10 protein-coding genes and 2 pseudogenes are annotated in these 14,641 nt (G+C 69.9%); 7 read left to right on the top strand and 5 right to left on the bottom strand.

Translation table 11 applies throughout. The annotated features are described in order from the left end of the window. The first annotated feature begins 66 nt into the window (after positions 1-66). Both ABGA99_RS06395 and ABGA99_RS06390 read left to right on the top strand, forming a co-directional pair. The gene (locus tag ABGA99_RS06395; protein WP_347576324.1) at positions 67-375 is read left to right on the top strand and encodes a hypothetical protein; all 309 of its coding nucleotides are present in this window, start codon (positions 67-69) and stop codon (positions 373-375) included. After that, a pseudogene (locus tag ABGA99_RS06390) lies at positions 357-787 on the top strand (type II 3-dehydroquinate dehydratase). Before ABGA99_RS06395 ends, ABGA99_RS06390 begins: the two are co-directional and overlap by 19 nt. Before the next feature lie 20 nt (positions 788-807). On the opposite strand, the gene ABGA99_RS06385 reads toward ABGA99_RS06390, so the two are convergent. Next, positions 808-1,398, bottom strand: a complete 591-nt coding sequence (locus tag ABGA99_RS06385; protein ID WP_347576325.1) for an ROK family protein — start codon at positions 1,396-1,398, stop codon at positions 808-810. 619 nt (positions 1,399-2,017) lie between these two features. Here ABGA99_RS06385 and ABGA99_RS06380 point away from each other — a divergent pair. Further along, the gene (locus ABGA99_RS06380; RefSeq protein WP_347576326.1) at positions 2,018-4,648 is read left to right on the top strand and encodes a BTAD domain-containing putative transcriptional regulator; all 2,631 of its coding nucleotides are present in this window, start codon (positions 2,018-2,020) and stop codon (positions 4,646-4,648) included. Positions 4,649-5,091: 443 nt separating this feature from the next. On the opposite strand, the gene ABGA99_RS06375 is transcribed toward ABGA99_RS06380, so the two are convergent. Further along, positions 5,092-5,637, bottom strand: coding sequence for a transposase (locus ABGA99_RS06375; RefSeq protein ID WP_347576327.1), 546 nt, complete (start codon positions 5,635-5,637; stop codon positions 5,092-5,094). Positions 5,638-5,829: 192 nt separating this feature from the next. On the opposite strand from ABGA99_RS06375, the gene ABGA99_RS06370 reads away from it, so the two are divergent. Continuing rightward, positions 5,830-8,601, top strand: a complete 2,772-nt coding sequence (locus ABGA99_RS06370) for an AAA family ATPase (protein ID WP_347576328.1) — start codon at positions 5,830-5,832, stop codon at positions 8,599-8,601. Positions 8,602-8,721: 120 nt separating this feature from the next. Beyond that, positions 8,722-9,206, top strand: a pseudogene (locus ABGA99_RS06365) (transposase); the annotation flags it as partial. 34 nt (positions 9,207-9,240) lie between these two features. On the opposite strand, the gene ABGA99_RS06360 reads toward ABGA99_RS06365, so the two are convergent. From ABGA99_RS06360 to ABGA99_RS06350, 3 genes are all read right to left on the bottom strand, one after another. Beyond that, positions 9,241-10,047 carry an ISAs1 family transposase gene (locus ABGA99_RS06360; protein ID WP_347576329.1) on the bottom strand — a complete coding sequence of 269 codons (807 nt, stop codon included), beginning with the start codon at positions 10,045-10,047 and terminating at the stop codon, positions 9,241-9,243. Continuing rightward, complete coding sequence (locus ABGA99_RS06355; RefSeq protein WP_347582343.1) at positions 10,044-10,418, bottom strand: transposase family protein; 375 nt, start codon at positions 10,416-10,418, stop codon at positions 10,044-10,046. The genes ABGA99_RS06360 and ABGA99_RS06355 overlap by 4 nt, the downstream gene beginning before the upstream one ends. Positions 10,419-10,731: 313 nt before the next feature. Next, complete coding sequence (locus ABGA99_RS06350) at positions 10,732-13,110, bottom strand: SGNH/GDSL hydrolase family protein (RefSeq protein ID WP_347576331.1); 2,379 nt, start codon at positions 13,108-13,110, stop codon at positions 10,732-10,734. Between the two features lie 25 nt (positions 13,111-13,135). On the opposite strand from ABGA99_RS06350, the gene ABGA99_RS06345 reads away from it, so the two are divergent. Together ABGA99_RS06345 and ABGA99_RS06340 are read left to right on the top strand one after the other, a co-directional pair. Further along, positions 13,136-13,675 (top strand): hypothetical protein, encoded by a 540-nt coding sequence (locus ABGA99_RS06345; RefSeq protein ID WP_347576332.1) that lies wholly within the window; start codon positions 13,136-13,138, stop codon positions 13,673-13,675. A gap of 60 nt (positions 13,676-13,735) precedes the next feature. Then, positions 13,736-13,951, top strand: a complete 216-nt coding sequence (locus tag ABGA99_RS06340; RefSeq protein WP_347576333.1) for a hypothetical protein — start codon at positions 13,736-13,738, stop codon at positions 13,949-13,951. The last annotated feature ends 690 nt before the right edge of the window (positions 13,952-14,641 follow it).

Below are 14,641 nucleotides of genomic sequence, written 5' to 3'. Positions count from 1 at the left end.
GACCGCTTGCCGGGGCCTCAGGACAGGCCGAGCTCCCGGTCCGCGAGTGCGAAGAGGTCCGCGTCGGTGGCCGGGGCACTCGGCCGAATCTCCCGGGCGAGGGCGGCCGAGCATCTCGACGTCGTCTCCGACTACGGGCTGCCCACCGCGCTGCCCGCCGAGGTGAGCGCGGACGCGCTGATCGCGCTGATGCGGCTCGGCAAGAAGGCGACGGACGAGTCCACCTTCGTCCTCGACGGCCCGTCCGGCGCCGAACTGGTGCCGGGCGTCCCCGAGCAGGTGGTGGCCGCGACGCTCGCCGCGATTCCCCCGGACGACCAGCACGCACGATCCGTCGACGGCCGAGGGAGCCGACCATGCCCGAACTGCTGCTGAACGGTCCCAACCTGGGCATCCTGGGCCGCCGTGAGCCCGAGGTGTACGGCACCGACACGCTCGCCGACATCGAGAAAGCGGTCGCCGAGGAGGTGGCGGCGCGCGACTGGCGGGTGCGGGCCTTGCAGAGCGACTCCGAGGGCGAACTGATCGGCGTGATCCAGGACAGTTACGACACGGTGGGCGCCATCGTCAATCCGGGCGCACTCATGATCGCGGGCTGGAGCCTGCGTGACGCACTGGCGAACTATCCGAGCCCCTGGATGGAGGTCCATCTCTCCAACGTGTGGGCGCGCGAGTCGTTCCGCCACGACTCGGTGATCGCCCCGCTGGCCGACGGAGTCATCGTCGGGCTCGGCCCCTTGGCTACCGGCTGGCGGCGCAGGCCCTGGCGGCCCTTCCTGCCGCGTAGTCTCCGGCGGCCCCCGCCACTCAGTCGTCCTGGCGCGCGAGCAGCAGCGCACCTGCCAGCGACGAGAGGCCGTCCAGCGCGGCGGGCCGCACCTCAGGGACCGGCACCCCCGTGCGCCGCAGCTCGCCCGCGCGGGTGATGACCTCGGGCACCAACTGCGGAATCCCGGTGGTGAAGCCGCCGCCGACGACGGCGATGGCGGGGCGCTGCACCTCGCCGAGCGTGACCACGGCGGCGCCCAGTGCCGAGCAGGTCTCGGCCAGCGTCTCCCGCGCCCAGGGCCCGTCGTGCCCCACCGCCGCGGCCAGTTCGTCGTACGTCACCTCGCGGCCGCGCCGCTGCGCCGCCCTGCGCAGGGTCGCGGGCCCGGAGGCGACCGCCTGGAGGCACCCCCGGCGGCCGCAGTCGCAGACCGGGCCAGAGCGGTAGACCAGCATGTGGCCGACCTCGCTTGAGCCCCGGGCAATGCCGGGGACCGACCGCCCGCCGAGGACACACCCCCCGCCGACGCCGGTGCCCACGCCCAGGTAGACGACGTCCGGGCAGTCGGCCTCGGCGGCCTCGGCGAGGGCGCGCCAAGTCGCGGTCGTCCGCGAAGTGGACCCGTGCATACGGGAGCTGGCTGCGGGCCCACCGCGCGAGCGGGAAGCCGTTCCACGAGGGCCGGTTGGGCCAAGGGGGGACCCGGCCCTTGGCGTCGAGCGCGCCGGGCAGGGCCACCCCCATGGCGACCGGCGGCGACGGCCAGCGGGCAAGGAGGGTACGGACCTGGTCGGCGAGAGGCCGGGTTTCCGCTTCCACGGATCCGGGCCCCGACCAGTGGAACACTGCCTCCCGGCAAGGCGGATCACGGCCCACCGCCCCTTCGGCGCCTTCGAGCCGGAGTGCGACCTTGGTGCCGGCCGACTCGCCAGCCCGTACGGTGCCGGTCCCCCCACTCAGCGCACAGGCACGGAACTCGCGGTCGCCCTGCGCCGTGCCCACTCGGGTTGACCGTCCCCGTCGGCCGGTCGATAATGTACGGGTCCCTAATAGAACCAGCACAAACGGGCCGGAGAGCAAAGAATTTGCTGTTCGGCCGTAAACCGTCCGCGCTGAATTTAGGACACCGGTGTGCAGTTCAATCTGTTGGGTCCCCTGGAAGTCGTAGACGACGGTCGGCCGATTGCCATCGGTGGTCTCCGACAGCGTGCGACCCTGGGGATTCTGCTGCTGCACGCCAATAAGACCGTGCCCACCGGCCGCCTGCTGACCGCCCTGTGGGGGGACGACCCGCCCCCGACGGCGCGCAAGGTACTCCAGAACGCGGTGGCCGGATTACGCCGCTCCTTACGTTCCCCCGACCCCTCGATATCGCTGGACACCCAGGCCTCCGGCTATCTGCTGCGGGTTCCCGAGGACCACATCGACTGGTATCGCCACCAGGCCCTGGTCGAGCGCGGCAGGGCCGAAGTCGAATCCGGGGCCGGGGAGTCCGGGGCCCGGCGGCTGCGTGAGGCCATGCGGCTCTGGCGCGGCCCGGTCCTCGCCGACCTCGTCGAGGCCGGGATCGAATGGCCCGAGCTCGCGTCGATCCAGCGTTCGCGCCTGGACGTCCTGGAGTACTGCGTCGAGGCGGAGCTGGCGGCCGGGCGGCACTACGAGATCGTCGGAGAGCTGGTGGCCGAAGTCCAGGCGGAGCCGACCCGGGAGCGGCTGTGCGGCCAGTTGATGCTGGCGCTGTACCGCTCCGGTCGGCACGCCGAGGCCCTCACCGTCTACCGGCGGGCCCGGGACACCCTGGTGGAGGAGCTGGGCCTGGACCCCGGGCGGGAGCTGCGCAGGCTCGAACAGGCCATCCTCAACCATGAAGAAGCGCTCCTGCTGCCGCTCGGGGACACGGCCCGAAACGAGCGTCCGTCGGCCGGGCACGCCCAGGCGGGACCGCCCGCCGGCGCCGGCCAGACCCCGCCCGGCATGGTCGAGCGCAAGCTGGTCAGCGTGCTGATGATCCGTACGCATCTGGACCTGCGCACCGAACTGAAGGACCTGGAGTGTGTCTCCGAGGCCCTCCAGGCGGCCAACGCCGCGATCCGGCACGAGGTCCAGCGGTTCGGCGGCGTCATCCACGGCGTCATCGGCTCGCTCTGGATTGCCGTCTTCGGGGCGCCGGACAGCCGCGAGGACGACGCGGAACGGGCGACGCAGGCAGCCCTGGCCGTGCAGGAGCGGATGGCCGCCGGCATCCCGTTCGGTCCGACCGTCTCCCGGCTGTCCGCCGCCACGGCGGTGACGACGGGCGAGGCGATGATGGCGCACCTACCGAACGGGGACTCCCCGCGGACGGAGTTACTGGGCGGCGTCTTCGACCGCTGCGCACAGCTCCTGACGTTCGTTTCGCCCGGCACGACCCGGGTCTGCGACGTCACCCTGGAGGCGAGCCGGCACTCCTTCACCTACTCCCCCGCCCTCGATCAGCTGGGCGGCTGGCTGGTGACCGGCGACCTCGTGGGCGCCGGTCACCAGCAGGCCGAGGCGCCCTTCGTCGGCCGTGAGAAGGAGCTGGACATGCTCCAGAGCCTTCTGGAGCAGCACCGGCACCGGCCCTGCCTGGTCACGGTGCTGGGCGAGCCGGGCATGGGCAAGAGCCGGCTGATGGCCGAGTTCGCGCGGCTGGTCGGTGAGCGACCCGACGGGCCGCGGCTGGTGATCGGCTGCACCCGCTCCTTCGCCAGGGTCGGAGAGCCGGGCCCGCTCGGCGGCCTGGTGCGTTCGTACGCCGGGATCACCCATGCGGACTCCCCGGCCGCCGCGCGGAAGAAGCTCGACCTGGCGGTGCGCGGCCTTGTCGACAGTGAGCGGGTGGCCGATTGGCTGCTGGCCCACCTCACCCCGCTGGCACTGCCCGAGGAGGGCGTGGCGGCCGTGCTCTCACCGAGCCGCTCCTTTCCCGCCTGGCGGTTCCTGGAGGAGATCGCGAACAAGGCGCCGCTCGTGGTGGTCCTTGAGGACCTGCAGTGGGCCGACGACAGCCTGCTGGATTTCGTGGAAGAGGTGGTGAGTTCGGGGACGGTGCCGGTGCTGGTCGTCGCGACCGCCCGGCCGGAGCTCCAGGCCCGGCGGCCGAACTGGGGCCGGCGGCGGCTCAGATCGCACGTCCTCACCGTCGATCCCCTCCCGGAGGCGGACGCCGCCGAACTCTTCGACGCCCAGCTGAGTCTGCCGTTGCAGGACAGCCGGCCGGGGAGCCACACCCGTACATCCGATGTGCTGACGACCGATCTGCTGACGGCCATCGGGGGCCACCCGCAGTTCGCCGTCGAGTACGCCCGCATCCTGCGCGAGGGCGTCTCCCTGTGGTGGGAGCGCTCGGCGCCGGGGCTCAGTTCGTACCGTACGGTCCGCTCCGGGGGCGGGGAAACCGAACTGCCGGTGCCGCAGCGGGTGTACAACCTGGTCGCGGCACGCCTGGATGCGCTGGCGGAACGGGACAAGGAGGTGCTCCAGGACGTCGCCATGTTCGACGCGGGCGTGGTCGCGGCTGCGGTGGCGGCGGTCGGCGAACTAACCCTGGAGGATGTCCGGCGCAGGCTCGCGGAGCTGGAACGCGTCGGCTTGCTGGGAGAGACGAGCTGCCAGGGGACCGAGGGTGAGCCGGTATACGCTTTCCGGAACTCCGTGATCCGCGGAATCACCCATTCCCAGATCCCCCGGGCGATTCAGAACTCCAAGCGGCAACGGGTCGCCGCGTGGCTGCGGCAAAATGAGACAGACCGTCCGGAATTTCATACGGAGAAGGAGCAGCTCACGGCGCCTGCATACGGTGAATATCGCGTCCCGCCGGACAGCGACGCCTGGAACCTCACGTCCACTCACCGGTAATTGCTGCCGCCCCCTCCCCTGCCCGGGCACCCGGTGACACGATCACTTCTCGGTCGACTCCTGCCCACGACCCTGGCCGGAACTGGCCGGTCGGCGGCGTCCCCGCAGACCCCCCTATACCCGTGCGCGAGGTAACTGTTCAGGGGTTTCAGCTGGTTGCGGCGCCTCGTGTTACTCATGGACTTCGACACCCACGAGCTGTACAGGAGGCGCCGCACTCGAACCCACAACTCACCGTGATCGATACGACAACGGCTTCTCAACTCGGCCCTGTCGGGGATCTTGGAGTTGCCGAAGTCAGGTGCCCAGGGTGCGACGGAACTTCGGCCGGCGGATCTCGTGCTGATCGAGGTGAGTCTGGAAAGCGGTCGGTCGGCATGGCCGGGGTGCTCCCTCGGTCGGTGGGAGGCCGCTGAGGCGCTCGATGTTGATGGCGTTGGCGGTTAGGACGTGCTGGATGTGGGCCTTTTCCCTGTCCTCGGTAGCGGCACCCGGCGCATACCGTGGCCGTGGGCGAACTCGTTGACGTGCCCTCCACTTCGGAGCGGCCCGCGTAACGGGGCTTCCACTCGGGTGTCTGTTGCTCGGTGCGGACGCGTAGTTGCAGGTCGGGAGTTCTCGCGGGGGGAAGCCCACGGCGCGGGTGCTTTCACGGGAGGTGGTGCACTGGGTGCGGGCTCCAGCCGGGTCAGGTCGCGGACCGCAGCCAGGACGGGAGCGGAGTCGGTGCGCTGGGTGGTGCGCTCGCGCACCAGACCGGCCTCCTTCAGGCAGGCCAGCACGTACGTGAAATCGATACGCCAGCGGACCGCCTCGGCCGCCTGCCGGCCCGACAGACCGAGCAAGAACTGAAGCACACACACGGTGGCCAACCGGGCGGGCGAGAGACCCGGACGGCCGTCACGCGGGTACCAGCCGGCGAAATCCTCGTCGTGCCATAGCCCGCCCAGCCGATCCCGCACCCATATCGCCGTCGTGCCGTTGAGCATGCCCGTTGATCACACGTCGCACCGGGAAACACCGAGATCCCCTCCAGAGTCGGGCTATAGGAATCAGTTACGGCGCGATTGCCGATCAATGGGTGAAGGGCAACGGGCGCTGAACGTTTGCATGCTAAAGTCCCCGAGGTTCCTGCAGCAGTCGTTTGGCACGAGGTGTTTGACGCTAATGGGGGAGCTCACATGATTCTGGTTGAGCGTCATCAACAGTTGTCCCTCCTCGAAGAGCTGGCCCGAAGATCCTCCTCCGGTCAGGGGCAGGTCGCCCTGCTGACGGGGCCGCACGCCACCGGCAGAACCGCCCTCCTGCAGGCTTTCGCCGACAGCCAGAGCGGGCGCGGCACCCTCGTGCTCAGCGCCATGTGTGATCGTTCCGAACGTGACCTCCCCCTGGGCATGCTCGGACAGCTGCTGCACGGGGCGCCCCTGCCCGGTGCGCAGGCCGAGGAGATAGGACAGCTGCTCGACGACGCCTCCGCCTCCACGGCGGAAGCGGCCGGCGCTGGCAGGTCGTCCGCCCGGCTCACGTGCTTCTTCCACGATCTGTGCCTCCTGTTACGTGAAGTGGCACGCGACAGGCTGTTATTGATCACGGTCGACGACATCGAGTACGCCGACCCCCTCTCCCTGGACTTCCTCAAGCAGCTGATCCGGCGCAGCAGCACCGGCAAGATCATGGTCGTACTCACCGGCAACGACGAGCAGCAGGCGCTGCGCTCGCCGTTCCACACCGAGCTGTCCCGTCAGCCCCGTCTCCGCCATCTCCACATCGCGCCGCTCTCCTCCGACGGTGTGCGGGAACTCGTCGCCCACCGGCTGGGGAGTGCCGCCGCCGAACGGCTCTCGCCGGACCTGCACGAGGCGACCGGAGGCAACCCGCTGCTGGTCGAATCGCTCATCCATCACCACGGTGCGGCCCAGGGCGGCATGGGCAGCTACGAACTCGCGGTGCTCAGCTACCTCCAGCGCGGCGACCGGTTCATGCTCGACGTGGCGCGGGCCCTGGCTGTCCTGGACCGGGACACCGACTGGGTGAAGCCGCACCAGCTGCTGGACGCCGACGTCAAGGAGGTCGAGGGCGTACGCCAGAAGCTCACCGAGGCCGGGGTCTTCGACGGCCACGGGTTCCGCCTGGATTCGGCGAAGGCCGCGGTCCTGGAGCAGATGCCGGCCGAGGGCCGGTCCGTACTGCACCACCGGGCCGCCGAGCTCCTCGCGGACGCGGCGGCACCGCCGGCCGTCGTGGCCGGCCATCTGCTCGGCGCGGGCACTCCGCCGCCCGCCTGGGCGATGCCCGCGCTGCAGGAGGCGGCGGAGCAGGCGCTGCGCGTCCACCACCTCGAACGCGCCGCCACATATCTGGAGCTCGCCCTCGAAGGGCAGACGGAGCCCGGCACCGCGGCTCTCTTACGGGCCCGGCTGGCACACACCGAGTGGACCATCAACCCGGGTTCGGTGGGGCGCCACCTGCCCCGGCTCACCGAGGCGCTGCGTGCCGGCCACCTGGGACTGCGGGAGGGACTCAACCTCAGCAGGCACCTGTTGTGGCACGGCCGCAGCGACGAGGCCACGGAACTGCTCGGCCTGATCAGGTCGCACGCCGAGCGGTCCACTGAGACCGCGGCCGAAATGCGCGATGTGGAGCAATGGCTGGCGTTCACCTACCCCACGCTCGCCCGCCGCCGCCAGCTGCCGGCCGGTCCGCCGGCCGGCGAAGGCCGGACGGTGCGGCCGACGGCCGACCCCTGGCTGCAGTCCTCGGCGATGCTGGCCTCGCTGATCTTCCACGGCCAGTCGGCCGAAGCAGTGGCCCGGGCCGAGGGGACGCTGCGCGATCTGCACCTGGGGCAGCACACCTGCTGGGGCGACGAGTCCGCCCTGCTGTCGCTGGGGATCCTCACCAGCGCGAACCACCTGGACACCGTGATCGAGTGGTGCGACCGGCTGATCAAGCGGGAGACCGGCGGGTGCACCCTGCCCTGGCGGGCGATCATCCTCGTCTCCCAGGCACAGGTCGCCATCGGCCGCGGCGACCTGACCGGAGCCGCCCGGCACGGCGAGGCAGCGCTGGCCGAACTGCCGCTGCGGGGCTGGGGTGTCGGTATCGGCATCCCGCTCGGCACCCTGCTGCTCGCCTACTCGCGCCTGGGCCGATTCGACGAGGCCACCTCGCTTCTCGCGCAGCCGGTGCCCGACGCCATGTTCCAGTCCCGGCACGGTCTGCACTATCTGTACGGCCGCGGCCATCTGCACCTGGCGACCCGCCACTACCACGCGGCCCTCGCCGACTTCCTCACCTGCGGTGAGCTGATCTGCGGCTGGGGGCTGGACCTGGCGGGCATCGTCGAGTGGCGCGCCAGCGCGGCCGAGGCCTGGTTGCGGCTCGGCAACCAGGATCAGATGCGCCACCTGGTCAGCGACCAGCTGAGCCGGCCCGGCAGCGGCGGCACCCGCTCCCGGGCGCTCGCGCTGCGCCTGACGGCGGCCATGAGTCCGGCCTCCCGCCGGCCCTCACTCCTGTTAGAAGCCGTTGAGCTGCTGGAGCGCTGCGGCGACCGGTACGAGCAGGCACGCACCCTGGCCGACCTGAGCTCGGCGTACCACGCGCTGGACGAGAACCGCCGGGCCCGCATGATCTTTCGCCGGGCACTGCACATGACCAAGATGTGCCAGGCCGAGCCGCTGACCCGGGAGCTGCTCTCGGTGAGCAGCGAGCTGGCCGACCTCCTCTCCGCGGGCGGCGACACCGACAGGCTGGCGGTGCTGACCGGCTCCGAGCGGCGCGTCGCGGCCCTGGCCGCCATGGGGTACACCAACCGGGAGATAGCCGGGAAGCTCTACATCACGGCGAGCACGGTCGAGCAGCACCTCACCCGGGTGTACCGGAAGCTGAAGATCAATCGCCGCAAGGAACTCCCCAGCGATCTGACCTGGCACAGCGAGGTGGCTAGCTAACCTCGCCGTTTCACTCGGGTACGGCTGGCTTGGGGGAGGAAACGCGAAAGTGCCTTCCTGAACTGGGACGATGAACCTTGCTGAGGGGTTCTGTCGGTCCAGGCCGAGGGCACTTTCTCCGTGCAGGGTATCGGGTTGCGTCCCAAGGTCCATGTCAGTGCGGATGGTTCGGGGATGTCGGGCATGCCGGAGCACGGTTGCTGGCGGATCTCGCTGATGCCGCCGGGCTGACCGCCGCGTACTCCGCCGCGCTCAGGCCGCTTCGGCCGCGCGGGACCGGGCATGATCCGGGCCGGGTCGCCACCGATCTCGCTGTGATGCTCGCCGACGGCGGTGAGGCGATCGCGGATCTGGCCGTGCTGCGGGACCAGGGTGAGGTGTTCGGTCCGGTCGCCTCCACGCCCACGGCTTGGCGGTTGCTCGCCGATACCGACGAGGCTGCACTCGCTTCGCTGCGAGCGGCCCGCGGTTCAGCCCGGGAAGTCGCCTGGATGCAGGCCGCCGAGACCGACCAGGGCATACCTGCCGCTCGGGCCGGCGGACGAGAACTCCCCGGCCTGGTTCTGGACCTCGATGCCACGCTGATCGCCTGCCACTCGGAAAGGAACAGGCCGCCCCGACCTGTAAGGCAGGGCTTGATCAAGTTCCGTAGGTGTCGGGGTTGTTGGTGATGCCCAGGAGCGGGAGTGCTCGTTGGGGTTGGTCGCGGATCGCCCGGGTGGTTTTGGCGATGTTGTCGGCTCCGAGGGTTTTCAGCAGGCCGATGGCGAGGTTGCGGAGGGTCGCCCTCGCGCGGGGTGCGGTCCCGGTGTGGACGGTGGATGCGTCCTCGGCGAAGGTCACGTCTCTCACATGGTGCAGATTCTCCACCGTCCAGTGGCCGCGGATCGCGGTGGCCAGGTCGGCGGGGGTGGTCTGGTGAGCGTCGAGCCTGGTGACGGCGTAGACGGTCTCACGGCTCTCGCGTCGTCCTGTCTGCCTGCGGCGACGGTGGACACGGATGGCCAGGCAGGCATGGGGGAAGGCGATCCCGCCGAGTTCGTCCGCGATGCCGCAGGTCTTGATCGAGCGGGACTCGCGGCGGCCGTGGCCGGTGGAGGTCGTGGCGTGCTGGACGGTGATGTCCCGCCAGGGGAGGGAGGCGAGTTGCCGGTGTGCGGTCGGCTGATTGGCCTTGATCACCGAGATGTGGTGGGCCTTCTTGACCTCGACAAGCCAGGTGACGTTCGCCTGGACCGAGTGCAGCGCGTCGAAGGTGACGAGGGTTCCGTCCAGGTCCAGTGATTCCAGCAGGGGCTGGAAGTGTGCGGTCTCGTTCGTCTTCGCGCCGACCTCCGCCTGGGCGAGGGTCACGGCCCGGTGGTGGGTGACTGCACAGAGCAGGTGCCGGCGGGCGGCGGTGAGACGGGCGGAGCCCTTGAGCGCCTTGCCGTCGACGGCGATCACGCGCCGCTGTCCGGACGCGGCTCGCGGGGAGCGTCATGAAGACCGGCGAGGTAGGCGCCCACCGCCCGGTCCAGGGCGTCACCGTCAACGGCCCCCAGAACCCGCCCGATCGTGGTCCGCGAGGGAGTACGCCGCCAACGAAGTGGGTGACGACGGATGCCGACGGCCGCCAGGAGTGTGTCCGGAGCACGTGCCGCCCATTCGGCGAGTTCGTCGAGACTCCTGGCTCCCGAAACAGCGGCGCAGGCACAGACGACCAGGACGGCGGTCAGCGAGTACCAGCGGCCCCGCCGCCCACGCGGATCAGGTACCAGATCCAGGTAAGGCCGCAGGTCGGCGACCCGGTCTGGATCGAGCGGCCCCAGCTTCACCAGCACTGCGGGGATGGGGGGAGGATACAGCGGCAGGCACGGGCCACCTCATGATCGTTGAGCTTCGACACCCCAATGATCACGAGGCCCGTGCCTGCTTTGCTATGCACCCCGACCGGTCATGTCCGGACCAGCCACACGACTCCGAAACTTGATCAAGCCCTGGTTTTGGGGAGGGCATGGCAGCAGCTGTCCAGGCTTCGGGGACGAGGCGGCCGCAGGCGTCGGCGTCCGCTGGATCCGGCCATGACCGCGCAGCCGCGCCGGGCTCCTGGTGGGCAGGTGCGCCTGCACCCGTCCACCAGGAGCTTCTTCACGGCAACGGCTGGAGCAGGCGCAGGTCGACGGCGTTGCCCATGGCGCGGTAGCCGGCGTCCGACGGGTGGAGATGGTCACCGGAGTCGTAGGCCGGGTTCAGTTGCCGGGGATCGGCCGGGTCGCGGACGGCCGCGTCGAAATCGATGACCGCGTCGAAGATGCCGCCGGTGCGGATCGCGTCGTTCACGGCTTGGCGGACGGACTCCCGTTCGTCGTTGTAGGACCGCCAGCCCCGGAACGGGGTGATCGTCGCGCCGACGACGCGGATCCCCTGCGCGTGGGCGCGCGCCACGTTCTGCCGCATCGCGTCGATCAACGCTTCCGGGTCCGGGTGGGCCAGGTTGCCGATGTCGTTGATGCCCTCGAAGAAGATCGCCGTACGGGTACCCGTCGGCGTCAGCATGTCCCGTGTCAGCCGGGCGGACACGTTCTCACCGCCGATCCCCCCGGCCGCCGCGCTGTCGAGAATCCTGTTGCCGCTGATCCCGCTGTTGAGCACGCTCAGGCGGGTGGACCCCGGCGCCGCCGCGAGCCGGTCCGCCAGCACATCCGGCCAACGCACATCGCCGTTGACCGTCGAACGGTCCCCGTCGGTGATGGAGTCGCCGAAGGTGACCACTGCGCCGCGGACCTCCCGGGCTTGCACCTCCAGCCCCGTCACGTACGACCACGCGCCGGTCTGCTGGGTGAACGCCGTGCCCGCCTCGTCCGCAGCATGGTCGCCGACGGTCAGGAACGACGTCTGGTACGCCCTGGGATGTTCGGTCACCGGCCCGGACGGCTCGGGCGTGTACACCGTCGCGAGCACGTTGCCGTCCTCCGGCACCGCAAGAGAGACCGGGTCGCTGACCACCTCCGCACCGGCCGGGATCGTGATCGACTCCTGACCGCCGAACGTTGCCGTCCGCATGGTGCCGCCGACCGCGTCCGGCGCGTCCGGACGGGCCGCCACCGCCAGCGTCACCCTACTCATCCGCACCGGCGCCGTTCCGTACACATTGGACAGCCGGACCCGCGCCCGGTCGCCGCCCACGCTGGTGTGGACCACGTTGCGGAACGAGGTGTTCGCGAGCCCTTGCTCGGTGCCGGGGGTGGGCCGGGCCATGGCCGTCCCCCACGTGCCCACCCAGCCGTCGGGACCCCTGGCACCGAGGCGGTCCAGTGGCACGGCCGCCGCCATGGCCTGGTATCCGGCGTCATTGGGGTGCAGGTGGTCACCCGAGTCGAAGTCCTGCCGGAGCCGATGCGGGTTCGCCGGGTCGTGGAGTGCGGCGTCGAAGTCGACCACTGTGTCGAACACGCCGCCGGTGCGGATGAAGTCGTTGACCGCCTCTCGTACGCCTTCCAGCTCATCGGTGTAGTTGCTGGAGCCCTCGAAAGGCGTGAGCGTGCCGCCGACGACCCGCAGCCCGCGTGTCTGCGCCTGCGTCGCCACCTGCCGCAGCGCGGCCACGATCTCCGACGGCTCCTTGTGCTGCGGCTGTCCGCCGATGTCGTTGATGCCCAGCTGCACGATCGCCGACTGCGCGCCCTGCGCGGTCAGCAGGTCTCTGTCCAGCCTGGCCAGTGCGTTGGGATTCCAGGTGTTGTTCAGCAACCGGTTCGAGCTGACGCCCGCGTTCAGCACCGCGAGCTCCGTCGGTCCCGGACGCGCGATCAGCCGGTCCGCGAGGTAGTCGGGCCACCGGTGGTTGGCGTTCCGGGTCGAGTTGTTGCCGTCGGTGATCGAGTCGCCGAACGTGACCACGGCGCCGGTCGCGCTGCCCTCCACGTCGACGCCGCTGACATACGGCCAGAAGGAAACCTCCTCGGCGAACGCATCGCCCGCTTCCGCGGCCGCATGGTCACCGCTGCCGCTGAGGTAGGAGGTCTGGTTGGCCACTTGGTGGTAAGTCACAGGGCCGGACGGCTCCGGCGTGTACACACTCACCAACAAGTCGCCGTCCTCCGGCACGGCAAGAGAGACCGGGTCGCTCTGCACCTCGCCACCCGGCGGGATGACGACTGACGACGCACCGCTGAACGTCAGCGACCGCATCGTGCCCGCGACCGCGTCCGGTGCGTCGGGCCGTGCCGCCACCGCGACGGTCACGTCACCCATGCGCACCGGCGCGGTGCCCAGCACGTTCGTCAGCTTGATCCTTACCCGCGACCCGCCCGCGCTTGTGTGCACGACGTTCCGGATAGTCCGGTCCGCGTACCCGGTGGCGACGCCCGGCACCGTGCCGGACGCGGACGCCGCCCAGGTGCCGACCCAGTCACCGGATATCTCGGGTGTCTCGGGTCTCTCCGCAGCAGCAGGACTCGTCACGGCCGGCACACCCAGCGCCAGCGCCACGCCCGCTGTTAGCACTAACTTCCAGAGGTAGGACATGGGATGTTCCTACAGGGGGACAGGTGTGCGGTCAAGCGTTGCATCCGGCACCTCGGCTGCCGCAGCACCACGGTCATCGACAGGCTCACGCGCCCGCCAACAGGGCTCCCTGGTCGAACCCGACCGGCTGCGCTTCGACCTCACTCACTTCGCTGCTCTCACCCCCGACCAGCTCGGCGCCATCGAGGCTGCTGAAAACGACCACATCCTCGACGACCCCGACGTACGGGCCTGGTACGCCGACCGGGCGGAGGCCGAGGCCGCCGGGGCAATCGCCTTGTTCGGCGAGAAGTACGGCGACACCGTCCGCATCGTCGACATCGGCGACTTCTCCCGCGAACTGTGCGGCGGCACGCATGTCGCCCACGGTTCCCAGGTCGGCACCTTCCGCCTGTTGTCCGAATCCTCGATCGGCTCCAACCTCCGCCGTGTCGAGGCCCTCACCGGGCACGGGGCCCTGCGCCACCTCAACACCGAGCGCCGGCTGCTGAACGAACTGGCCGCACTACTCGGCACCCGCCCCCGTGCCCTACCGGGAAGTCATCAGCGTCACCCACTTCATTGACGAACTCACCCGTTCTCCACCCAGCACGGTGTCAAGGGCGACGAATTCGAGAACGTCCTCGTGGTGGTCGACGGCAGCGCCTGGAGCAGGTACAGCATCGGCAAGATGCTCGCCGGCACCGACAAACCTGACCGCGCCAGACGGTCACGCAACCTGTTCTACGTCTGCTGCTCGCGAGCCCAGCGCGGCCTAGCCGTGGTGTTCATCAATGATCTCCCGGAAGGGGCAGAATTCACACTTCGCGACTGGCTCGCTCCAGGCACCATCCATCCGTGACATATGGCTCAAGACAAAGTGCGCCCGGGCTCACGTATAGCAAACACAGCGACGACATCGTGACACACGTCGGGACTGAGCCTTTTCCAACCTCGCGTAGGGGGACTGTAACTCGCGTAGGGGGACTGTAAATAGAACGGATCTGTCTCACATTCGGTAGTGACGGAGCGTCGCGGTACTCATTGACGTCGCGTGGAGGTCTCAGCTCACGGGCGAGCACAGTGTTCTCAGGTCCGGCGCCCGCTGATGGTCACGGCGGTGGAGGGCCGAGGTGACCGGAATTGTGGTCCGGAACCGGATACCCGGGAGCCGATGCCGCATCTGGACTGTGAGGCCCTGTCGGTGCGCGTGCATGGCTATCACCGACTCACCGTCGACGGCCCACTCGACCCCGACGACGACGGCCAGATCGACACGCCCGGCCACCCGACCTCCTCGTCAATGACGGCCAGCACCTGTGGCTCTACTACGGCGACCCGGAAGGAAGCGCGTACCTCGACGCCTTCCGCGACCCCGTCCTCCTCGCCGCCGGCGACGGCATGAGCACCGGCAGCAACACTCTCGACGACATCACCATGGCCGCGCCGGCGACTTCAACACCGACGGACACCCCGACCTCACCGTCCGCTTCGACAATGACAGAAGCGGACTATTCCTCTACGACGCCATCAACCCCGACACCTCCACGTG

Origin of the sequence: Streptomyces sp. B5E4 (assembly GCF_039871555.1) — a bacterium.
Taxonomy (GTDB): Bacteria; Actinomycetota; Actinomycetes; order Streptomycetales; family Streptomycetaceae; genus Streptomyces.
The sequence above is the reverse complement of the archived record's forward strand: the minus strand, read 5'-3'. Positions and strand labels throughout refer to the sequence as shown.

Excerpts from the sequence above, each read along its gene's own strand:
- ABGA99_RS06375 (WP_347576327.1), bottom strand. The coding sequence starts at position 5,637 with ATGCTCAACGGCACGACGGCGATATGGGTGCGGGATCGGCTGGGCGGG.
- ABGA99_RS06370 (WP_347576328.1), top strand. The coding sequence starts at position 5,830 with ATGATTCTGGTTGAGCGTCATCAACAGTTGTCCCTCCTCGAAGAGCTG.
- ABGA99_RS06385 (WP_347576325.1), bottom strand. The coding sequence starts at position 1,398 with ATGCACGGGTCCACTTCGCGGACGACCGCGACTTGGCGCGCCCTCGCC.
- ABGA99_RS06350 (WP_347576331.1), bottom strand. The coding sequence starts at position 13,110 with ATGTCCTACCTCTGGAAGTTAGTGCTAACAGCGGGCGTGGCGCTGGCG.